Here is a 20,212-nt window from a genome sequence, read left to right on the forward strand (position 1 = left end):
CCGTAGCCCGGCAGCGAGCCCCCTGATGAGCTCGCCTCACCCCACGCCAACGACGAAAGGAACGTCAACTCTCGAACCGCCCTCTCAGGAGTACCAGTCGCCGGCGATCTCGTGGATCATCTTGCCGTTGCCGCGGGTGGCCACGCCCAACGTGAGAACGGCCGTGATGGACTTGGGGTCGTTGAGCATGCTGAAGACGTGGAACGAACCGCCGTCCGCGGTGCGGAAGCCGTACGGTCGGCTGTAGGAGTGGTAACCCATGTACATCCCCTTGGAGACGATGCGGTAGGCGCGCCTGCTGTAGTTGTCCTTGGCCAGCCGGTAGCCGTTCCTGCCCTCCTGGTCGTGGATGTCGTAGTCCCAGAAAACCATGTACTCCTGGGCGACGAGCCTGCCGAAGACCCCCGGCATGGCCGTGACGTAGCCCTCGGCGTCCCGCCGCGGCTCGGGCATCCGCTGGCCGTAGTGCAGCGGGCTCTTGGCCGCCAGCCGGAACCCGCCGCCCGTGGGCCGCCAGAACGTCAGGATGTGCGCCCGGTCCTGGCCCGCGTAAGTGGCCTGGAGCAGGAACCACTGCCCGTCGGGCATGGTCTGCTCACGGGGCACGTAGTAGACCTGGCCGGTCAGCCGGATCGGCTTGCGGATCTTGCGCTTGTCGCCGTCCTCCACCGCCCCCCGGTCGATGACCGCCTCATGCCTGGTGCCGTCCCAGAACAGCTCGTCGATCGCGGCCGGATCGTCCCACCAGGCGCGGTTCCGCACCGTTCGGTTGTGCTTGGCCAGCCAGTCGGCGGCGGCCCGCTTGGCGTCGGCGATGGTGAGGCCTGCGGAGGGCGACGGCGACGGCGTGGCCTGCGGAGTGGCGGTGGAGGTGGCGGGGGATGACGTGCCGGCCGAGGCGGACGGCCGGTCCTTGCCGGTGGGCAGGGTCAGCGGCGGCAGCATTCCGCAGCCTGCGAGAGTTGCCGCCAGGACGGCGAGGACCGGTGCCGTGCGCACAGTGCTGGAGCCCTTCGTGGAACGGTGCTGGGGGTCAGCGACTGTCCGGACACCAGCGTGCCCTCGCGGACGGCGCGCACCGGATGCCTTGTCGCTGCCTCCGGTGATGACCGCCCCCGCGCGCCTCCCGTCGTGGATGGCCGAACCGTACCATCCCGATCTTTCACACATTTCAGGCACCCTGTGCGACTACCTGGCCAACTACGGCCTGAGCTGGCAGCCGGCAACCAACAAAAGCTTCAGTGACGGCCCTCTTCAATGAGCTGCAGCAAGAGGATCGCCTGCACGAGGGCGGTCGCACGATGCGGGCAACAGCGCAGCTTGGTCAGCACCTTCCAGGGCTTCAGGGTCGCGATGACACGCTCCCCGATGGCTCGGATACGGGCATGCGAGCGGTTCACATCCCGCTGCCCGCGAGACAACCAGGGCCGATGGCGATGCCGCTTGAACGGCGTCCGGACCGTGCCGCCCGCTCCTTGATAGCCCTCATGGGTTCCGAACGGGCTCGGTCCAGACGGTGGGCTCCTTTGATATCCCCGGCTCGAAGAGGCCTCAAGACAAGGCGGGAGTCGCCGCCGGGACTGCGCCCGTTCCTGTGTCGCAGACCGATTGTGCGCTTGGATCGGTTCCGTGGTTCGAGCCCGCCAGCGCGGAAGATCCCTCGGTTGTCTCAGGGCGTGCAGCCCTCAACGAAGACGGGGAGCTGTGATGGCCGCCGGGATCACGGACGACTCATCGGATGTCAGACCGCCAGGGCACGGACCGGTGACAACGCCAACACCCGCCCCGATCCCCCTCATGATCGAAACACCCCGCGGCCTCCTGGTCGCCGGGCTTCGTGCGGCCCGTCGGCAGATCTACCCGATCAATCCCATGGCTGTCGCCCGCTGTCGCGAGCGCCACTCAGCCTCGGGCAAGAAGTCCGACCATGCCGACGCGATGGTCCTGGCGAACATCTTGCGCACCGACGCGCACGTGCATCGGCCGCTGCCCGCAGACACCGAACTCGCCCGCTCGATCAAGGTGCTTGCCCGCGCCTGCCAGGACGCGACGTGGAGACGGACCCGTGCAGGAAACAAGCTGCGCTCCCTGCGACGCGAGCACTGTCCCGCGATGCTCCAACGCCGTCGCCGACCACGTGCGGGTGCTGGGTGACGCCGAGAGATGTCTCCTTGAGAACGCAAGTCAGAGCGAGGCTGAGAAGAGCGGACCAGGTAGGTCGTGGACCAGGAAGCATCCGCGCCCGAAGCAGGCAGACCGGGAAGCACGCCGGGGCGGGGAAGGGAGAACTGAGGTCAGGCGATCCAGGCCGGGACGCCGTAGTCTGCGCCGTCGGCGCTCATGGCGCGGGCGCCTGCGGCGGCGGTGACCACGGCGGTGTAACCAGCCTCCGCGTCGGCCGACACCTGGCGGACCGTGCGCGCGGGCATGATCACGGTGTCTCCCGCGGCGACGGTGAACGACTCGCCGCCCAGTTCGACGGTGGCGCCGCCGACGATCCAGGTCCACACCTGCTCGACGTCGAAGTCGTGCACAGGGCCCGCAGCGCCGGGCTGCGCATCGACCCGCCACACGGAGCGGCTCGCACCACCCTGGGTCGGCGAGGCGAAAGTGGTCATGACGCCGCTGGGGGTTTCGGAACGGCGGGCTTCGGCATTGCGGATGACGGTCAAGGCGATGACTCTCGTTAAGATGGACAATGAAGTTGTCTAAAACAGTAAATGAGGTTGTCTATCGTGTCAAGTGATCCGCCCGGCTTCGAGCTTCCGCTCCGCCTCCTGATGGGCTTCCGTGTGATCATCGACGAGCTGAACGCCGAACTGGCCCGCCAAGGGCACCCCCACACCCGTCCGATGTACGGCTTCGTCATGCAGTCCATCGGCAACGGCACCACGGCCGTGGAGCTCGGCCGCACCCTGGGTGTGTCGAAGCAGGCCGCGGGCAAGACGATCGAGACCCTCGAACGCCTCGGCTACGTAGAACGCAGCGTGGATCCCCAGGACACGCGTCGGAAGATCGTCCGCCTGACGCCGTGGGGCATCGACGCCCTCACCCGCTCCGCCCGCATCTTCGACCAACTACGCCAACAATGGGCGGACCGGCTCGGCGCCGACCGTCTCCGCGCCCTGGAGTCCGACCTCCGCAAGGTCACCCCGCCCGACTTCTTCCGCCTCGACCTCCCGGGCTGGTTCGGCACGATCTAGTGCTGCGGACCGGAATGATCACCGGGTTGCGTGATGGTTTCAGGCTGCGGGCGCGAGTGGTCGGCCGCCCCAGCGGATGCCCTTCTATTCAACGGTGACAGCCTGATGCTGAGCCGCGGTCAAGCGGCGTGGTGGTATTCGTTGATCGTGCCTGCGACGACGGGTCTTCTGCGGATGGATCGCAGGTCGTTGAGGTGGGTCACGTCGCGGGCGGGCTGCGTTGCGGTGTCCGGACTAGTTGTTTCCGGGACTGATGCGGCCGGTGCTCGTTGTAGTGGTTCAAGTACTGGCGGAGCACAAGGGCCAGACGGCGTTTACTGAGGATCAGGAGTTCGCGGCGCAGGGTGCCGATGCCCCGATCACAGATGGCGTTCGTCCTCGGCGTCCGCGGCAGCATGGTGATGGTCCGGAGCCCTTCGGCTGTGAACACCACCCGGAAGGCGACGGTGAAGAGCGGGGCCCGATCAGTGGATCAAGAACCGCAGCCCGGCGATGCACTCCCCCAGGTCCATGACCAGCTTGCGGGCACGCTGCGCCGTCCACGCCCCGGTCGGATACGCGCTCACCCCACCCAGATGCAGTCGCCGGGCGGCGTGCTCGATGAAGACCAGCACATACAGCCACTTGAGCAGCATCGTCTCGACCACCAAGAAGGCACACGCGATGAACGCGCGAGCCTGAGCGGACACGAACTGCCGCCGGCTCGGCCCGTCGGGCGCCGGATCGAGACCAGCCGCGTGCATGATCTCCCACACCGTGGAAGCCACGATCCTGCCGGGCCGGCCCGCCCTGGATCCGCCCATGCTTCGCCGCCGGCGGTGCGAGGATTCCCGCCTGCCATGCTGTCGAAAGCGCGGTCAGGCAGCGAGCGATGGCGGAGAGCACCGTGTCGGGCGCCCCCTCGGACGAAGTACTGACCGATGTCGGCATTGGCCGTGGAACGTCGCCGCTGCCGCTCCGCGTACTCTCCGGTGGTGGGGTCTCCGACCTCGATGAGCGCCTCGGACCATGCATGGAATCGTGGTTCGTCCTCGCGGAGCACTCCCAGCAGCCGGCAGATCACCGTGACCGGGAACGGATAGGCGAAGTCGTCGACGATGCCGACCTGAGCAGGGCGGACTTGCCGATCCCCGGCTCGCCGCGCACGACCAGGACGCCGCTCGGACCCGACCGCGCCTCCGCCACCAGCCTCGCGACCTCGGCCGGCTCCGTGTCCCGCCCCCGCAACCCGCCCAGAATCTACCGGCTGAGAGAAGGAACTACCGGGAGCCGGCCTCGGCCTGGTCCACCCCGTTGGCTTGGTTCGCAGCTCGTCCACTTGCCGAAGGTGGTCCACGGCGCGCAAGCCGCCGGCGACTGACGCGTGCCCGATTCTCCTGACGGCGCTCTGGCTACACGAGCGTCCCGCCGGAGACGTCCAGGTGGTGCCCGGTCACGTAGCGGCTGTCGCCCGAGGCCAGGAAGGCCACCGTGTCGGCGACGTCCTCCGGCGTGCCCAGCCGGCCCAGCGGCGAAAGTGACGACAGCCAGGCCAGGGCCTCGCCGACCAGGCGTCCCTGGTGCATGTCGGTGTCGATGACGCCGGGTGACACGGTGTTGACGGTGATGCCGCGCGACCCCAGTTGCTTGGCCAGCACCGAGGTGAGCACGTCCAGTGCCGCCTTGGACATGGCATAGTCGATCGCTCCGGGCATGGCCATGCCCCGCGTCAGCATCGTACCGATCGTGATGATCCGGCCGCCGTCACGCAGCCGCAGCAGGCCGAGCTGGGTGATGAAGAACGGCGCCGCGGTGTTGACCGCGAACAGCCGCTGGAAGCCCTCCCGGGTCACGCCCTCGATCTCGGCCTGGCCGCCGAGGATTCCCGCGTTGTTGACCAGGATGTCCAGGCCGTCGGCCTGCGTGTCGAACGCGGCCCACAACGCCTCGGCGTCTCCCGGCACGCCCAGCTCGGCCCGGAGTGCGAAGGCCTGTCCTCCTGCCGCCTCGATGCCCGAGACCGTCTCCTTGGCCGCCGTCTCGTTGCTGCCGTAGTGCACGGCCACCCGGGCGCCCTCCCGTGCCAGCCGGGCGGCGATGGCCCGGCCGATTCCCCTGCTCGCGCCGGTCACCAGCGCCGTCTTGCCGGTCAAGGTCGTCATGATCATGCCTTTCTGTCAAACGGTGTAGGGGGTGGTGGCCTTGGCGTCGCGCAGCACTCGCGCCCACCAGGTCACCTGGTCCAGGAGGGTCTTGGCGGCGGTGGCGGGCCCGTGCGGGTCCTTGGGCTGTCCGTCACTCCCGAAGGACTCCCACGCCGTGGACACTGATCGCGTCCCGCGTGGTGACGGCGTGCAGCTCGGCGAAGACCGCGCGCAGGTGCTCCACCGCCCGTAGGCCTCCCGACAGGCCGCCGTAGGACACGAACGCCACCGGCTTGGCGCGGAACCGCCTGGCCGGCGAACCAGGTGGCCACGGTCGGGCCGATGCGGCCGTCGCGGACGCTGCCGACGATGACGGTCAGCCTGAGCTGCCTATCGGACATGGTGTTCTCCGTTCATCTGTGCGGCCTCTTTCAGGACCGCGAACAGCGTGTTCTCGCTCTGGGATCCGACCAGCGGAGGCAGTCGCTCGATCAGGAAGGCCGGGACGCCGGTGATGCCGAGCCGGCGTACACGCTCGAGCCGGGCGTGCAGTTCGCCGGTCGGCACGCTGTCCATGACGACACCGACCTCGGCGGCCAGCCGGGCCAGGACGGCGGGGTCGCCGATGTGCAGCCCGTCGGTGAAGTGCGCGCGGAAGAGGCGTTCCACCATCGACTCGGCCTTGTGTTGGAGGGCGGCGCTCGCGATCAGACGGTGCGCCTCGAAGGTGCCGGTGGCGATGGCTTTGCCGTACTCGAACCGCAGGCCCTCCAGCGCCGCGCGCGCGGCGAAGCTCGCCGTGCCGGCGGCGGCCTCGGGGCCGAAGGTCTGCTCCAGGACGGCGAGCAACGGCCGCCCTTCGGTGGAGGCACCGGGGGCGAGTTCAAAGGGCAGGAACTCGACCGTCACCGCGACGTCCTCGCTCCGAAGCCGGTCTGCCGCGCGGGTGAAGCGGCTGTAGCCGAGGTAGGAGTGCGCGCAGATGACGTCCAGGGCGATCCCCACATGCACGCTCTGTCGTGTGTCCGGCATGCGGGCCCTCACGCTGCCGCGGTGGCGGGTTCGGCGGGAGTCCGGTCGCGTAGCGGGACCTCGCGGATGAACCAGGAGAGCGCGAACGCGATGACCCCCAGTACGGCCGCGCCGAGCGCCATGGCATGGATGCCGCTGGAGACGGCCAAGTGAGCCACTTCCCGCACGGGTGCCGGGAGCTGCTGGAGCGCCTGTGCCGTCAGCTGACCGGAGGCGATCCGGCTACCGGATTCGGCGCCGAGGCCGGCGATGAGCGTGTCCTGCAGCCGGGTGGTGTACAGGGCGCCGAGCGCGGCCACACCCAGCGAAGCCCCCATCGTGTGCCACAGGGTGACCGAGCCGCTGGCCGCTCCCATGTCACGCGGCTCGGCGCTGTTGACGGTGATGATCGTGGTGCTCTGCATCAGCAGGCCCACTCCTACGCCGCTGATCAGAGTGAGACCCGAGGCGAGCGCCAGGTTGGTGCCGGGCCGCAGGAGGAGCAGCACGAGCATGCCGGCGGTGAAGGCGGCACCGCCGAGGATGGGATAGACCCGGTAGCGGCCGGTGCGGCTGATGAGCTGGCCGGTGCCGATCAGCACGACCACCATGCCGAGCATCGAGGGCAGGATCAGCATGCCGCTGGCGATCGGCGAGGCGCCCTGCACCAACTGCATGTACTGGGGCAGGAAGGTGGCCGTGACCACCATCCCGACGCCGCCCAGGAAGCGCACGACCTGGGCGAGGGTGAAGTTGCGGTCGGCGAACAGCCGCAGGGGGACGATCGGCTCGGCGGCGCGCCGCTCCACACGTACCAGCGCCAGCAGCGCCACCAGCCCGGCCAGGGCCAGCGCGAGGATCGGAGCAGAATCCCAGGCGTACTGCGTGCCGCCCCAGCTCGCGACCAGGCTCAGCGCCACCAACGCGACGGTCAGCAGCAGTGCCCCCAGGTAGTCGATCCTCGCCTTGATCCGCCGCGGCTCCAGCCGTACGGCGGTGCCGATGAGCAGCAAGGCGGCGGCCCCGATGGGGAGATTGACGTAAAACGCCCAACGCCAGCCGAACTGCTCGGCGAACAGGCCGCCGAGCAGCGGTCCGGCGATGAAGGCGATGGGCATCATCGTCCCGAACAGCCCCATCAGCTTGCCGCTCTGCCGGGGTGGCACCAATTCGGCGATGAGCGCCAGGGCGCCCACCATCAGCCCTCCGGCACCCAGCCCCTGCAGCGCCCGGAAGCCCACGAGCTGGATCATGTCCTGCGACATCCCCGACAGCCCCGACCCCAGCAGGAACAGCACGATCGCGGCCATGTAGACCGGCTTGCGCCCGTACAGGTCACCAACCTTTCCCCAGATCGGCGTCGAGGCGGCCATGCAGATCAGATAGGCCGTCGCCACCCAGGAGAAGTACTCCAGGCCACCGAGATCCCCCACGATCACCGGCAGGGCCGGGCCGAGCATCATGCCGTCCAGCGGGGCCGTGATCATGCCGAGCATCACGCCGATCACGCCTGTGCGAAGCGATCTATCCACGTGTTCCTCCATTCGCGTACTGCGTACTTGAAATGGGACCATAACCATTCAGGTACCATGTACGCAAACGGGGAGAGGGGCGCATGTGGCCGACGAGAAACCGACCAGCATCTGGATGCAGCCGGAGCGGCAGGAACGCTCCGGGCCGGGGCGGCGCCCCGGCTACAGCCGCGAGCAGATCACCCGAACGGCCGTTCAGATCGCCGACGCCGAGGGAGTGGAAGCCGCGACCATGCGGCGTATCGCGTGCGAGCTGGGCACCGGCGCCATGTCGCTCTACCGCTACGTGCCCCGGCGCGACGACCTGTTCGATCTCATGATCGACATGGCGATGGGCGAGATCGAGCTCCCCGGCAGCCCCTCAGGTGACTGGCGCTCCGACCTGACGCTGCTGGCCCGGCAGATCCGTACCACGGGTCTACGTCATCCCTGGCTCATCGCGCTGCTCACCAGCCGGCCGACGCTGGGCCCCAATCTGCTGCGCGTGCACGAGTTCGCGCTCGACGCGCTCGACGGGACCGGACTCGACATCGACGACATCACCGGCTTCGCCGGCATGCTCAACGACTACGTCCACAGCGCGATCCGCCGCGAAATCGGCTGGATGGAGGAGGCCCGCCGCACCGGCCTGGACCCCGAGCGCTGGAAGCGCGACTACATCGGGCCGTACGTGCGCCAAGTCGTCGTGTCCGGTGCCTTCCCCCTGTTCAGCCGGTCCGTTCTGGACTCCCGCACCGCCCATCTCGCCCCCGTCGAGCGCTTCCAGCATGGGCTCGACCGCATCCTCGACGCCATCGCCGCGCTCATCACATCGCTCCGCTCCCGTTGACCAGGAAGATCGTGGCCACCCCTCGGGAGGAGCGGCGGGACCAGGCGAGAGCGGACCGATCGCGTCGACGCCGACACGGACTCTCCTAGCGGGGTCCAAGGTCGCCTTGCCGTCGTCGACGGCGGCCCGTTCACCGTAGGTGAGCGGGACGGCGGCGAGCATACGCTGCAGGTTGTCTTTCGCCTCCACCAGCAGCACGCCGAGCACGAACGCCCCGGGCACCAAGCCGGCTCCGGCGGATGTGACCGCCGCGCTTTCGGTTGCGTGCCGTGCAAGGTCCGGCGGGGGCTGACAGAGCGGTCTCGTCACGCGCGCGCTGCTGCGGCTCGCGGTAACGTCGGAGGCGGGTTCTGAGCGGCGATGTCGCTTTCGGCCCTGGCATGTCGTGCGCGGAATCGGAGGTGATCACGATGCACCCGGTCCCATGACGGCCCCATCCTGGGGCGTCACGGAGCCGAAAGGTGACCGTATGAGCAAGACCGACAAGACCCGGCCCTGGTGGGTGCGGATGGCCGACCGGCCGATGGTGACCTGTCTGCCCGTGCATGATCATCGGTTCGGGCCGTGCACGTTGCCGGACGAGATCACCGCGGAGAGCGCGTCCCTGGGCTACCGCAAGGGCGGCTGCCACTGGGGTGCCCCCGCCTTCTACGTGTTCGGTTGCGGCACGAGGGGTGGGAATCGGGAGTGGTACTCCTTCCGGCGGGAGGAGCGTCGGCGCAGCCGTCATCAGGCGCGCCGCGAGCTGCGCGCCTACGACAGCGAAGAGTGAAAGAAGGCGGCGGGCGCTGCTCCGTCCTCGTCGGGCCGATGTGGGACGGGAGCGTCGAGCCATAGCCGACAGCGCTTGATCTTGTGAGGTTTCGTGGGGGTTCCGCTTGGACCCTCCACGAAAGGTCCGCCGCCCTGCGCAACCGGCTCCGCGCCTGCCGATCCAGCTTGCACGGCCACCAACGGCACCTGGCCGATCTGCCTATCGGCGACGGCTGTGGAAGAGGCGTTCGTGTGCCTCGACGTCACGCCTTGATCGACCCTCTGGTCCACCTCTACCTGGTCCGCACGGCGCAACAACGTGACCAGCCCGTACGTGACAGTGAGTCCTCTTCGTGGCCGGCGACTTCCTCGTCCCCCACCGCACACGAGGAGATCAACATGCAAGCCCGTTCTGGATGGACGCCGCCGAGCGCGGCGTCCGGGCGGCCGCGATCGCGGCCCTGGGCATCATCGGCGGAGAGGGCGTCGGCCTGTTCGACGTGGCGTGGGCCACGGTGGGCAGCGTGGCCGCCGGCGCGGCCGTGGTCAGCCTGCTCATGTCCACCGTGGCCGGCTCCGGCGGCGACCCGACGACCGCAGGATTCACGACGAGCACGAGATGGCGGTGCCTTCGGGCAAGAACACGATGACGCCTCGCTCATCCTCGCAAGGGGTGGATGGAGTGGTCTTTTGCCGCGCATGGGATAAATACGCACAAACGGGTTAAGGATCGACGAGTGGGGAACGAACCTCTCGTTCAGCCGCCTGCTGAGCGGCATCCCGTCGCTTCGTCACTCGATTAGGCCCCGGTTTGTCGGAGGGCGCCCACAGGGTCGAAGTGACCCGGAATCGAGGTCATGGATCAGCCGAACGCATCGCCCGCCATACGGGCGTCCACGGCGATGCGTTGGGGGTCGGCACGATCACGTGTCGGCCATGAGACGTGCGGGCGACACACGTCTCCCCTCGAACAGAAGGAGGAGGTCATCCATGACCATCCTCACGGCCGATGTGCACTTCCATGATGGCTATTCGGTGGTGCATGTGGCCGGCGAACTTGATGTGAACACGACCTCGACGCTGCTGGACGCCATGGAGACGGCCTTGTCGAATCGGCCCCGCTTCGTCGAGATAGATGTTGCGGCGCTGACGTTCTGCGGCTCCGAGGGGCTGCGTGCGCTGTTGCACGTACAGCGTGCTGCCCTGCAAGCGGGATGCAGACTGCGCCTTTGCCACGTCCATGGTGTGCTCCAGCGGGTGCTGGACGTCACCCAGCTCTACAAGGCATTCACCATCGATCCCGTGCAGGTGCCGCGCTGACCGCGGCCCCGACTCGACCAGCGGTCTTCTGGGGTGAACCGCGTCCGCTCCTCAGCGATCAGGTCAGCCCGCGCGGGATCTCGCGGTCCTCCATGACGCCCCGGTTTACCGGGAGCCGGTGATCGTTTGCGTGAACGGCGCTTTGCCCCGATCTGGAGGACCTCGACGAGGTCGTCCAGCTCGACGTAGCGCGCGACCTCTTCGACCGTCCAGACGTAGGCCACGAAGAAGAGGGCGCCAGTGGGAGCGCGCCTTGAGATGCGCAACCGCCGGCGTCCGTTGAGGCTGATCGGCTCGATCTCGTGGCCATCCGGGGAGCACCACGTCGCATACATAGCGAACTGGACAAATCGTCATATTCTGGACTTAGTGGTGCCCTCGTCGGGGGGAAGCTGCGGGGGCACCGCCGGACCTTCGAGCGCCCCCGGCCAGCAGGGGGCGCTCACGTCCTGAGTCGAGCAGTAGGCAAGCATGTCTTCCAGCGTCACCGGACGAGCACGGCACACCCACCGCCAGTCGAGAGCGGCCCGTTGGAATCGGCGTTCATAGCGCGGTCTTTTCGTGGACGGCGGCTTGGGCGAAGGCGCTGACCCGGGTGGTAGCGCCGGTGGTACGCCAGACCAGCCCCCATTCGAACGGCGGAGCGTCGTCAAAGGGCACGTAGACGACATCGGGACGGGCGTAGTAGCGGACGGCCTGCGCGCCCACGACGAGCATTCCGGCGCCCGCCCCGACCAGAGCGAGTGCTTCCTGGACTGTTTCCGTGGCCTGGCCCTGGCGGATGGGCTTTCCTGAAGGGGTGGTCTGCGGCGCCCGGTCCAGACGCCAGTAGGCGGGCAGGGAGGTGGGCGGCTGCAGGAGGACGCCGCGGGCCAGGTCCTCCAGGCTCACCGAGGCGCGACCGCTGAAGGGGTGTCCGGCGTTGACCGCCAGCATGCGCTGCTCGGTGAACAGGACCGGGCCAGTGGTCAGATCGGGTTCCCTGACAGGAAAGCAGACAATCGCCACGTCCACCTCCTCGGTGCGCAGCCGCTGTAGGAAGTCGGACATGTGCAGTTCGTGCAGCCGGACCTGGCAGTCGGGATGGCGCCCGCGGAACGCGGTGACGGCTTCCAGCGCCACCTGGCCGGCTGCGGCTCCGGCGAACCCGAGGTGCAGCAGGCCGCTGATCCCTCTGGCCGCCGCGATGGCCCGGTCCAGCCCGACCTGGATCTGCGCGTGCGCCGGCGCGAGGTCGTCGTACAGCCTTCGACCGATCGAAGCGAGGGCTACCCGGCGGCTGGTCCGTTCGAACAGCGGGGCGCCGATTCGCCGTTCCAGCTTCTGGATGGTCTGGGTGACGTGCGAGCGCCTGACTTACGTGCCCTTCACCCCGGACGACGCCGCTGTGCTGCTGATCGATCACCAGGTGGGGACGATCGGCTGGGTCGGCTCGGCCGATCACGACGAACTGCGGGCCAACACCGTCCGCCTGGCCAAGACGGTCAAGGCGCTGGGCATGCCGACCGTGCTGACCACCAGCATGGAGGACCAGGTTCAGGGGCCGCTGATCCCCGACCTCGAGCAGATCATGCCCGCGGAGTACTTCGCGCGGATCCAGCGCACAGGAGTGGTCAACGCGATGGCCGACCCCACCTTCGCCGCCGCCGTCAAGAACACCGGTCGCCGACGTCTGATCGTCGCCGGTGTGACCACCGACGTGTGCGTGGTCTACCCGGTCCTCAGCGCGCTCGCCGACGGCTACGACGTCCAGGTCGTCGTAGATGCCTCCGGGTCGCTCAGCCCGGTCAGCGACGAGATGGCGCTGCGCCGCATGGAACGCTCCGGCGCCGTGCTCAACACCACCCGTCCGCTGCTGGCAGAGCTCGCCGACAACTGGGCCGGCCCGGCCGGTCAAGCCGTCCTGGGCGTTCACGCCGAGCTTGAGGCACAGCGCTGATCCACCTCGGGCGCGTACTCGGCCGGAGCCTCGCACTCGGTCGAGCACGCGCTCGGAGCGCGAGCAGCGGATTGGGCGACCCCCACCGCCCCCTGAGCCGGTACGAAGGCTTGACCCCCAGTCCGGCGCCAGATCCACGGGCGGCCCCATCACTTCGGGCACCGCCTTGCCCAGGTGGACAGTGGCGGGAAGCGTTATTTGTCCATGATCCGCTTCAGCGCCTTGCGCCCCCGGGCCAGCGTGTCGCGCGCCTGGTTGAGGTCCCCGATCACGGTCGCCTTTTCCACCTGCTCCCTGGCCTGCTCGTAGGCGTCCAGGACGCGGTGCCAATCCGTGGCGCTCGCCTCCCGCGTGCGGTCGTCCGCCGCGTCGATCTCCTCGCCGAAGCGTGTCACCTCCTCAGTCAACTCGGACCTGATCTCAGCCAGCCGGGCGGCAGCACGGGCCTCACGCTCATGGCGAGCGCGGCGGCGCTTGGCCGAGCCTGTCGCGATGCCGTAGGCGATCAGGAGCAGCAGCCCGGCGAGGATCCCCCAGAAGATCTTCCACCCGAGCGCGAGGGTAGCGTGCGAGCCGGACAGGTCGGCGCCGGTGTCGCCGTGACCGAGATCGAGGTCGGTGACGTCGGCCCCGGCGAAGCGGGCTCCAGAGAGCATCGCGCTCTGGAAGTCCGCACGGATCAGCGTGGCGCCGCGGAAGTCGGCATTGCGCGCGTCCGCGCTGGTGAAGCGGGCATCAGTGAGGTTGGCGTCGACCAGCCGCGCGCCGTCCAGCTTTCCGCTGGTGAACTGGGCGCCGCTGAGCTGAGCTCCGGTCAGGTCGGCGCGGCTCAGATAGCGCAGCGAGGCGCCGTTGGCCGAGACGCGCCGCAGGACCGTCTTGCGCAGCTTGACCGAGGACAGGTCGACGCCGTCCAGCCGGGCGCCGGTAAGGTCGGCGCAGCTCAGGTCGTCGGGGAAGGCGGTGACCTGAGTGAAGTCCTGCCCGGAGAAGTCGGGGCCGCTGCCCGGCGCGCAGTCCTCGGCCGGTTCCGGCAGGTCGGCGGGCATGCCTTTGCTCCCAGCCAGGTTGATCCCACGCGAGCGGCGCAGGTCCACCCGGCTGATGTTGGCCCCAGTGAAGGTGGCGCGGGTCAGGTCGGAGCCGTCCAGCCGGGAGTGGGTCAGCACGGCACCGTCGAAGACCGTCCCATTCATCGTGGAGCTGTAGAGCATGACCTCGCTCAGGTCGGCGCCGCGCATGACCGTGTCGATGAGCAGACTGTCGTACATGATGGCCTGACCCAGCTTGGCCTTGCTGAAATCCGCCTTCCTCGCGTCCATGCCGTAGAGGGTGGCGGAGACCAGGCTCGCCCCGTTCAGGCGGGCGCCGTCGAGCTGGGCGGAGTGGAGGGTGGCCCGGTCCATCTCAGCCTCGCGGAAGTCGGCGCCCTCCAGGCGTGCGCCGTACAGCTTGGCATCCTGCAACTGCGCCTTGGTGAAGAGCGCGGAGCGGGCGTCGACGCCGGACAGGTCCGCCTCGGTGAGGTCGGCGCCGCGCAGGTCGGCCTGGTAGAGGTTGTGCGGCAGACGCACGCCGGCCAGCTTCGCGCCGCGCAGGTTCGCGCAGCTCAGATCCGGAGGGAGGGTAGCGCGGGTGAGGTCGCGGCCCGACAGGTCGGGGCCGCTGCCGCGCGAGCAGGTGGCGGCATGGGCGGTGCCGGTCAGGGAGCTGGTGGACACCAGGCCGGTGAGGGCCAGGGATAACAGGGCGAGCGAGGCGGCCAGACGCATGGCGGCAGCGTAGAATCGCCGACTTGCAGTCCGGTTGATCCAGCTCCAACGCACAGGAGAAGCCGGCCATGGCCCGTGGCGTGGTGCCCGGGCACTATTTCGAGAACCCGCGTGCGGAGACCGGTCGCCTACTCGGCCTGCTCGCGAAGTCGTGAATTCCTCACTGTCTCCGCCGCCGCCCCTGGCGAAGAATCAAGGCGTGCCAGCCATACAGGTGAACCACCTCGGCAAGAGCTACGGCAGATTCCAGGCGGTCAACGACATTTCGTTCGAGGTTGAGGCGGGAACGGTCTTCGCCCTGCTCGGCCGCAACGGCGCGGGCAAGACCACGACGATCGAGCTGCTCACAGGGTTCCAGAAACCGGACACCGGTACGGTCAGGGTGCTGTGCCTCGACCCGATCAGGGACCGCGCCCAGGTGCGTGGCAACGTCGGCATCATGCTGCAGGAGGCCGGATTCTTCCCCGAGCTGACAGCCGGTCACACGGTCGAGATCTGGCGTGACTTCACCCCCCGCCGCGCGCCCCGCGAGCGAGGCGCTGGAGTTGGCGGGCCTGACGGCGAAGGAGAAGACGAAGGTGCGGCAGCTGTCCGGCGGCGAGAAGCGCCGCCTGGACCTGGCACTGGCCCTGCTGGGCCGACCCGACGTGCTGTTCCTGGACGAGCCGACAACCGGCATGGACCCCGAGGCCCGCCGCAACATCTGGCAGGTCGTCCGCGACCTCGCCGCACGAGGCACGACCGTGCTGCTGACCACCCACTACCTGGAGGAGGCCCAGCAGTTGGCGACGAAACTGGCCATCATGGACAGGGGTGAGATCGTCATCGGCGGTGACATGGCCGAGACGCTGGCCGCGCGGGTGGGGCGGGTCTCATTCGAGCTGCCGTCCGTGATCCGTCCCGGAGAGCTGCCGCTGCCCGCGACCGTGCGGGGCAGCCTCGCCGTCGTCCAGGCCGCTGACCCCGACCTGGCCGCCCAGACGCTGCTGAGCTGGGCGAGCGAACGCGGCCTGCGCCTACGCCGCCTGGAGGCCCGGACGGCGTCACTGGAAGACCTGTTTCTGGAACTGGCCCAAAGCTACGAAATTCCCCAAAACGATGTATCTGCCGGAAGCGACCGCCCTGGCCGGAGTGGTGACGCCCGTGCGTGAGGTGTTGGCCGTGGCGCGGCTGGGCGGGCGGCTGTTCTGGGGCGACGGACGGGCCGTCGGTGGCATCGCGCTGCTCAGCGTCTTCCTGGGCGCGGGCCTGCCGCTGCTGATCGCCGCCTCACTCCGAAGCCGCGACATGGAAGTGGTGCTCGGCATGCATCTCGGCATGCTCGCCATGGTCCTGACCATCGTCGCGACCACCCAGACGGCCGTGGCGCTGTCGACCAGGCGGGAGCTGCTGGTTCTCAAGCGGCTACGCGCCTCGGGCCTGCGCGGGCGGGCCATCATCGGTGGCGAGCTGGTCAACATCGTTACGCAGGCCACTCTCCTGTCGGCCCTCGTCTCGGTGATCCTCTACATCTGCACCTACCTCCCGCCACCCAAGCTGCCGGTGCTGTTCGCGGCGTGCGTCGTCGCGGTGGCCGGGGTACTGGCGCTGATCGGGGTCGTCTTCTCGATCGTGACCCGCCGCCCCGATCTCAACGCCCCCGCCACGATCCCGTTCATGCTGGCCAGCGTGGTCGGAGCCGGAGGATATGGGCCGTTCGTCACCGGACTCCTGCCCGGCTGGGTCCAGTGGACACTCGACCTGCTGCCGACCGGAGCGATGGTCGAGATCGCCGGACTCGCCTACCGGGGCGGCGAGCTCACGACACTGACCGCGCCCGTCCTGAACCTGACCTTGTGGGCCCTCCTCGCTCTGGTCACCATTCGCTTCCGCTTCCGATGGGACCCACGCCGATGAGCCTCACGGCCACCTACAAGCTGAGCGCTCGGCTGTTCTGGCGCGACAAGGGCATGCTGCTCGCCTCCGTGATCACCCCGTTGGGGCTGGCGATCGGGATGCCGACGCTGATGCGCAACGTTCAGGCCGACGGCACCACGGCCGCGGCGCAGATGTTCGTGGGGACGCTCGCGCTCATCCTGTCGGGGACCGCGTTCCTGAACATCACCGTCGCCCTGACCATGCGACGCGACCAGCTCCTGCTCAAACGGCTGCGCACCACCCTGCTCACCGACCGGCAGATTCTCCTTGGCGAGGTCGCAATCACCGTCACGCAGACGGTCGCCCTGATGATCGTGTCGGCCGTGGCCGTACACCTCCTGGCCGATCTGCCGCTGCCGAGGAGTCCGGTGCTGTTCGCGGTGTTCGCGGTCGCGGGTTCGGCGGTGCTGGCGACGCTGGGGGTGGCGTGGACGGCTGCGATCCCACGCGGGGAACTCGCGGCTGCCATGACGATGCCGCTTTTCTTCCTGGCGGGATTCGCCGCAGGGGCGATGGGCCCGATCATGAACCTGCTGCCTTCCTGGCTGCACCCACTCCTCGCCGCCCTGCCCACCACCGCGGTGGTGGACGCGGTCCGCCCCGCCTACGGGGCTGGAACACTCGGCTCCGACCTAGCGGCGGCAGCTGTGCCGACTCTGGTTCTGGCGGTGTGGGCGGCGGTCGCGCTGTTCTCGATCAGGAGGTGGTTCCGCTGGGAGCCCAGGAAGTCGTAATGGGCCGATCATGAACTCCATCCTCGCGCGGCGGCTCGGGATCGCGCTGATCGTCCTGGTCTCGGTCGGCTACACGATCATCCCCCTCGTGGCTTCCCTCACGACCGCCTCCACCTCGGTCAACGCCGGGCGGCTCGTGGCGCTGACCGCTTTCTACTGGCCGCATCTTCTTCATGTACGGCAGGCTCTCACTGGCACCCGGTCCCGGTGGCTCCCCGCGACACTGGCGGTGCAGGTGCTCGCCACCTACCTGCCGGAGGCCCTCGGGTTCACAGGCTGGTCGGCCGGAACCGCGCCGCTGCTGGCCGGGCCGATGCTCCTGCTGCTCCCGCTGCGCTGGGGCGGCGTCCTGGTGATGACGATGATGGCGGTGGAGTTCTGGTGGCTACAAAGCATCTTCCACAACGTGACCGGCTCGTACTTCTACGCCCTTACCATCCTCATCACCGGCGCCATGATCTACGTCGTCGTGCGACTGGCCCGGGTCACCGCCGAATTGGAACAGGCGCGGGCCGACCTGGCGGAGGCGGCGGTGCTGAAGGAGCGCTTGCGGATCTCCCGCGACCTGCACGACGGACTGGGCCACAGCATCACCGCGATCGCGTTGAAGGGCGACCTGGCCACCCGGCTCATGGACCGCGATCTCCCCGCCGCGAAAACCGAGATCGGCACGCTGGTCCAGGTGGCGAGGGAGGCCGCGCAGGAGGTGCGTCAGGTGGCTCGCGGCTACCGGCGGATGTCGTTCGCCGGTGAGGTGCACCGGGCCGCGGCGCTGCTGGAATCGTCCGGAATCAGCTGCCAGGTCAACCTCGCCGAGATCCCCCCGTCCCGCGAGCCGGACGAGGCCCTCGCCTGGGCCGTGCGCGAGGGCGTCACGAACATCCTGCGGCACAGCCGCGCCACCACCTGTTCGATCACCACCTCGAACCGCGCGGGACGCACCCAACTGAAGATCGTCAACGACGGCCTCCCACCTAATGACGCAAAAGCCGCTACCGAGCCGGTCGGCGACGGGCCTGTTGGTGCCCAATCTGTTGGTGGCGGGCTGGTCGGACTGGTGGAGCGGGCCGCGCAGGTGGGGGGTGCGGTGGAGGCCGGGCGCACGTCCCAGGGTGGGTTCCGGCTGATGATGGAGGTACCCACCTCCTGACCGAGGACATGCACAAGATCCGGGCCGCACTCACCGCTCTGCTTCGTCTGGAGTCCGGCCTGGAGGTACGGGCGAGGTGACCTGCGCACGCACGCCGCCCACGCGGGTTGATCGTCTGCAATCCCTAAGTCGCCATCAGTGAGGCAGTCAGGTGGTCGCGGAAGCGGCGGGCCGCCTCGGACACGTAGGCCCCCTCCCGCCAGAACAGCCGCAGTACCCGCTCGGCGCTGGGAGCGGCCAGCCGTACGGGAGAAAACGGCGCCCGCGATGCCGCCAGCGGCGAGCGGAGATACCATGCGGGCCCGAACCCTACACCGAGCCCGGCGCTGACCATCTCGATGGCCGTGGTGGCCTCGTCGATCTCGCAGGCGACCACCAGCTCCAGCCCGGCCTCGGAAAACAGCTGCTCGGCCAGCGTGCGCTGCCATATCCCCGGCCGGGGTGGTGACGACGGGTTCGCCCGCGAGGTCGGCCATGGTCCCCGTCGACACTGTTCGTCGCGGGCAGCTCAGCCGGCGCGCACATGGCGGCGCTGGCCGCGCTCACCCAGGACGATCCCGCCCTCCAGCCGGGCATCGAGGACGCCGACACCTCGGTCACCGATGCCATCTGCCTGAACGCCTGGTACGGCACCCTAATACGGCCAGGGCCCCCGAGTCCTCGCCGCTGTCCCACATCGCACCGGACGCACCGCCGTTCCTCAGCTGCGCTCCGCCGCGGAGCCGAGGTGCTCCGCGGCGACTTGAACGCCCTGCGCGCCCGGGGCGACCGGGCCGTGACGAGGTCGTCCATCTGGCATTCATCCACGACTTCACCCAGTCCGAGGCCTCGATCCGGCCTCACGCGACCATCTTGTCGACATGCCGCCAAAGCTCAATGGACGGATGGCGACATGTAGGGGAACATGACGCAGGCTGAGACCGGGTCGCCGGCAGTGTCGCTGGCGGGGTTCCGGCCGAGGTGTCCTCATGAGGGGCCAGGCGTCCGACCGACACAACGCCGCTTCAGCGTCCGGCAGGGTGGAAGTCGTAGGGCTGGGAGTCGTACACGTAATAGACGCAGTCGGCACCCGGGGCGCACTTGCCCCAATGCGTCGCCTTCGACGGGTAGTAGAGGTAATCACCTGCGCCGACCCGGTAGGTCTTGCGCCCTTCCACGTGCCACAGCATGACACCCGAGACCCCCACGACGCGTTCTGGGCTGGTGTGCCAGTGAGGGGAGAAGGGGGTACCGGCCTTGAGGGTGAACATCGCCTCCGAAGGGCCGGTCTTCGGGTCGCCCTTCAGCTGGACGAAGGTGCATCCCTCCAATCCTTCACAGGGGGAACCTTTCTCCTTGTGATGGTGGTAGATGACCTGGTCCGCGGCCTGTGTGGGGCGTGATTCGGCGAGCGAAACGGCCGTTCCGCCCGCCATGACGGCCAGCGCGCCGGCCATCATGGCGAAAGGCAATGTCTTGCGCATGCTTCATCTCCTGCTGCGAGATCCGGCTCAACCGGACCCTGGTCCGAATATGCCGCGAAGTTATCGGACTACGGTCCGGTTAGTCAAGGGTGTGCTGGAAGTGGCCATCCGCTCCCCCACGCTCGACGTGTCCATGGCCGGCAGTCAGGGCCGGATCCACCCGCCAGGGGCCCTGTACAAGATCGAACGCGGGCCAGCTGACCGGCTGGATGATGCCGACCATGCCGATCGAGCAGGCCGAAGATCCTGCGCCGCCCGTGCGGCTCGAAGGTCTGGATCGCGCTACAGCAGGCATTGACCGCCGAGCTCGCGCGCGTGGATACCCCTTCCAGCGGCTCCCCCAGCTGAACCACCACGACCTCCGGCGAGGCCCGCCGCACCTGCCCCGCCTGCGACGCTGTCGTCGACGTGCCGCTGGACGCTGACGGTCATCCTTGGCTCCCCCACGCCGGCAACCCCCGTCCGC

At 68.8% G+C, this 20,212-nt stretch carries 24 protein-coding genes and 3 pseudogenes; 12 read left to right on the forward strand and 15 right to left on the reverse strand.

Annotated elements, in window-relative coordinates; genetic code table 11:
- Nucleotides 1-84 precede the first annotated feature (84 nt).
- Both AC3EO4_RS46445 and AC3EO4_RS46450 read right to left on the reverse strand, forming a co-directional pair.
- Nucleotides 85-999, reverse strand: coding sequence for a DUF8094 domain-containing protein (locus tag AC3EO4_RS46445; protein ID WP_379575557.1), 915 nt, complete (start codon nucleotides 997-999; stop codon nucleotides 85-87).
- A 239-nt stretch (nucleotides 1,000-1,238) separates the two neighbouring features.
- A pseudogene (locus tag AC3EO4_RS46450) lies at nucleotides 1,239-1,487 on the reverse strand (transposase family protein); the annotation flags it as partial.
- 298 nt (nucleotides 1,488-1,785) lie between these two features.
- Here AC3EO4_RS46450 and AC3EO4_RS46455 point away from each other — a divergent pair.
- Nucleotides 1,786-2,118: pseudogene (locus AC3EO4_RS46455) on the forward strand (IS110 family transposase); the annotation flags it as partial.
- Nucleotides 2,119-2,294: 176 nt separating this feature from the next.
- Here AC3EO4_RS46455 and AC3EO4_RS46460 read toward each other — a convergent pair.
- On the reverse strand, nucleotides 2,295-2,672 hold the full coding sequence (locus tag AC3EO4_RS46460) for a cupin domain-containing protein (protein ID WP_379575558.1): 378 nt from the start codon (nucleotides 2,670-2,672) through the stop codon (nucleotides 2,295-2,297).
- A 63-nt stretch (nucleotides 2,673-2,735) separates the two neighbouring features.
- Between AC3EO4_RS46460 and AC3EO4_RS46465 the strand changes: the two genes are divergently transcribed.
- Complete coding sequence (locus tag AC3EO4_RS46465) at nucleotides 2,736-3,203, forward strand: MarR family winged helix-turn-helix transcriptional regulator (protein ID WP_379575559.1); 468 nt, start codon at nucleotides 2,736-2,738, stop codon at nucleotides 3,201-3,203.
- A 199-nt stretch (nucleotides 3,204-3,402) separates the two neighbouring features.
- Here the strand turns inward: AC3EO4_RS46465 and AC3EO4_RS46470 are convergent, their stop codons facing one another.
- From AC3EO4_RS46470 to AC3EO4_RS46505, 8 genes are all read right to left on the reverse strand, one after another.
- A complete protein-coding gene (locus tag AC3EO4_RS46470) occupies nucleotides 3,403-3,636 on the reverse strand; it encodes an integrase core domain-containing protein (RefSeq protein ID WP_488186380.1) in 234 nt (77 codons plus the stop codon).
- A 31-nt stretch (nucleotides 3,637-3,667) separates the two neighbouring features.
- Nucleotides 3,668-3,958, reverse strand: a complete 291-nt coding sequence (locus tag AC3EO4_RS46475) for a hypothetical protein (protein WP_431902383.1) — start codon at nucleotides 3,956-3,958, stop codon at nucleotides 3,668-3,670.
- Between the two features lie 304 nt (nucleotides 3,959-4,262).
- Nucleotides 4,263-4,430, reverse strand: coding sequence for an ATP-binding protein (locus tag AC3EO4_RS46480; protein ID WP_431902385.1), 168 nt, complete (start codon nucleotides 4,428-4,430; stop codon nucleotides 4,263-4,265).
- A gap of 164 nt (nucleotides 4,431-4,594) precedes the next feature.
- Nucleotides 4,595-5,344 (reverse strand): SDR family oxidoreductase, encoded by a 750-nt coding sequence (locus AC3EO4_RS46485; RefSeq protein ID WP_379575562.1) that lies wholly within the window; start codon nucleotides 5,342-5,344, stop codon nucleotides 4,595-4,597.
- Nucleotides 5,345-5,359: 15 nt separating this feature from the next.
- Nucleotides 5,360-5,509, reverse strand: a complete 150-nt coding sequence (locus tag AC3EO4_RS46490) for a hypothetical protein (protein WP_431902387.1) — start codon at nucleotides 5,507-5,509, stop codon at nucleotides 5,360-5,362.
- Entirely contained in the window at nucleotides 5,478-5,615 is a 138-nt protein-coding gene (locus AC3EO4_RS46495) for an NAD(P)H-dependent oxidoreductase (protein ID WP_431902390.1), read from the reverse strand. The genes AC3EO4_RS46490 and AC3EO4_RS46495 overlap by 32 nt, the downstream gene beginning before the upstream one ends.
- 101 nt (nucleotides 5,616-5,716) lie before the next feature.
- A complete protein-coding gene (locus AC3EO4_RS46500; RefSeq protein ID WP_431902391.1) occupies nucleotides 5,717-6,358 on the reverse strand; it encodes a DsbA family oxidoreductase in 642 nt (213 codons plus the stop codon).
- Nucleotides 6,359-6,366: 8 nt separating this feature from the next.
- Complete coding sequence (locus AC3EO4_RS46505; RefSeq protein ID WP_431902392.1) at nucleotides 6,367-7,869, reverse strand: MDR family MFS transporter; 1,503 nt, start codon at nucleotides 7,867-7,869, stop codon at nucleotides 6,367-6,369.
- Between the two features lie 85 nt (nucleotides 7,870-7,954).
- Between AC3EO4_RS46505 and AC3EO4_RS46510 the strand changes: the two genes are divergently transcribed.
- The 4 genes from AC3EO4_RS46510 (at nucleotide 7,955) to AC3EO4_RS46525 (ending at nucleotide 10,771) form a co-directional block, all read left to right on the forward strand.
- Nucleotides 7,955-8,698 (forward strand): TetR/AcrR family transcriptional regulator, encoded by a 744-nt coding sequence (locus tag AC3EO4_RS46510; RefSeq protein ID WP_431902395.1) that lies wholly within the window; start codon nucleotides 7,955-7,957, stop codon nucleotides 8,696-8,698.
- A 469-nt stretch (nucleotides 8,699-9,167) separates the two neighbouring features.
- Nucleotides 9,168-9,470, forward strand: coding sequence for a hypothetical protein (locus AC3EO4_RS46515; RefSeq protein WP_431902397.1), 303 nt, complete (start codon nucleotides 9,168-9,170; stop codon nucleotides 9,468-9,470).
- Nucleotides 9,471-9,867: 397 nt separating this feature from the next.
- Nucleotides 9,868-10,101: a holin gene (locus tag AC3EO4_RS46520; RefSeq protein ID WP_431902399.1), complete on the forward strand. Its 234-nt coding sequence runs from the start codon at nucleotides 9,868-9,870 to the stop codon at nucleotides 10,099-10,101.
- A 340-nt stretch (nucleotides 10,102-10,441) separates the two neighbouring features.
- A complete protein-coding gene (locus AC3EO4_RS46525) occupies nucleotides 10,442-10,771 on the forward strand; it encodes an STAS domain-containing protein (protein WP_431902401.1) in 330 nt (109 codons plus the stop codon).
- 543 nt (nucleotides 10,772-11,314) lie between these two features.
- Here AC3EO4_RS46525 and AC3EO4_RS46530 read toward each other — a convergent pair.
- Nucleotides 11,315-12,100 carry a LysR family transcriptional regulator gene (locus tag AC3EO4_RS46530; RefSeq protein ID WP_379575705.1) on the reverse strand — a complete coding sequence of 262 codons (786 nt, stop codon included), beginning with the start codon at nucleotides 12,098-12,100 and terminating at the stop codon, nucleotides 11,315-11,317.
- On the opposite strand from AC3EO4_RS46530, the gene AC3EO4_RS46535 reads away from it, so the two are divergent.
- Nucleotides 12,099-12,710: an isochorismatase family protein gene (locus tag AC3EO4_RS46535; protein WP_431902404.1), complete on the forward strand. Its 612-nt coding sequence runs from the start codon at nucleotides 12,099-12,101 to the stop codon at nucleotides 12,708-12,710. The two genes, AC3EO4_RS46530 and AC3EO4_RS46535, sit on opposite strands and share 2 nt — an antisense overlap.
- A 194-nt stretch (nucleotides 12,711-12,904) precedes the next feature.
- Here AC3EO4_RS46535 and AC3EO4_RS46540 read toward each other — a convergent pair whose 3' ends face one another.
- Nucleotides 12,905-14,482, reverse strand: coding sequence for a pentapeptide repeat-containing protein (locus tag AC3EO4_RS46540; protein ID WP_431902406.1), 1,578 nt, complete (start codon nucleotides 14,480-14,482; stop codon nucleotides 12,905-12,907).
- 214 nt (nucleotides 14,483-14,696) lie between these two features.
- Here AC3EO4_RS46540 and AC3EO4_RS46545 point away from each other — a divergent pair.
- From AC3EO4_RS46545 to AC3EO4_RS46565, 5 genes and pseudogenes are all read left to right on the forward strand, one after another.
- A pseudogene (locus AC3EO4_RS46545) lies at nucleotides 14,697-14,909 on the forward strand (ATP-binding cassette domain-containing protein); the annotation flags it as partial.
- A 73-nt stretch (nucleotides 14,910-14,982) separates the two neighbouring features.
- Nucleotides 14,983-15,633, forward strand: a complete 651-nt coding sequence (locus AC3EO4_RS46550) for an AAA family ATPase (protein WP_431902407.1) — start codon at nucleotides 14,983-14,985, stop codon at nucleotides 15,631-15,633.
- Nucleotides 15,626-16,378, forward strand: a complete 753-nt coding sequence (locus AC3EO4_RS46555) for an ABC transporter permease (RefSeq protein WP_431902409.1) — start codon at nucleotides 15,626-15,628, stop codon at nucleotides 16,376-16,378. The genes AC3EO4_RS46550 and AC3EO4_RS46555 overlap by 8 nt, the downstream gene beginning before the upstream one ends.
- On the forward strand, nucleotides 16,375-17,133 hold the full coding sequence (locus AC3EO4_RS46560; protein ID WP_431902412.1) for an ABC transporter permease: 759 nt from the start codon (nucleotides 16,375-16,377) through the stop codon (nucleotides 17,131-17,133). Before AC3EO4_RS46555 ends, AC3EO4_RS46560 begins: the two co-directional genes overlap by 4 nt.
- Before the next feature lie 10 nt (nucleotides 17,134-17,143).
- On the forward strand, nucleotides 17,144-18,283 hold the full coding sequence (locus AC3EO4_RS46565; protein ID WP_431902413.1) for a sensor histidine kinase: 1,140 nt from the start codon (nucleotides 17,144-17,146) through the stop codon (nucleotides 18,281-18,283).
- Between the two features lie 124 nt (nucleotides 18,284-18,407).
- On the opposite strand, the gene AC3EO4_RS46570 is transcribed toward AC3EO4_RS46565, so the two are convergent.
- The gene (locus AC3EO4_RS46570; RefSeq protein WP_431902416.1) at nucleotides 18,408-18,659 is read right to left on the reverse strand and encodes a LysR family transcriptional regulator substrate-binding protein; all 252 of its coding nucleotides are present in this window, start codon (nucleotides 18,657-18,659) and stop codon (nucleotides 18,408-18,410) included.
- 628 nt (nucleotides 18,660-19,287) lie between these two features.
- A complete protein-coding gene (locus AC3EO4_RS46575) occupies nucleotides 19,288-19,746 on the reverse strand; it encodes a cupin domain-containing protein (RefSeq protein WP_431902418.1) in 459 nt (152 codons plus the stop codon).
- Between the last annotated feature and the right edge of the window lie 466 nt (nucleotides 19,747-20,212).

The sequence above is a fragment of the Nonomuraea sp. bgisy101 genome (genome assembly GCF_057708945.1).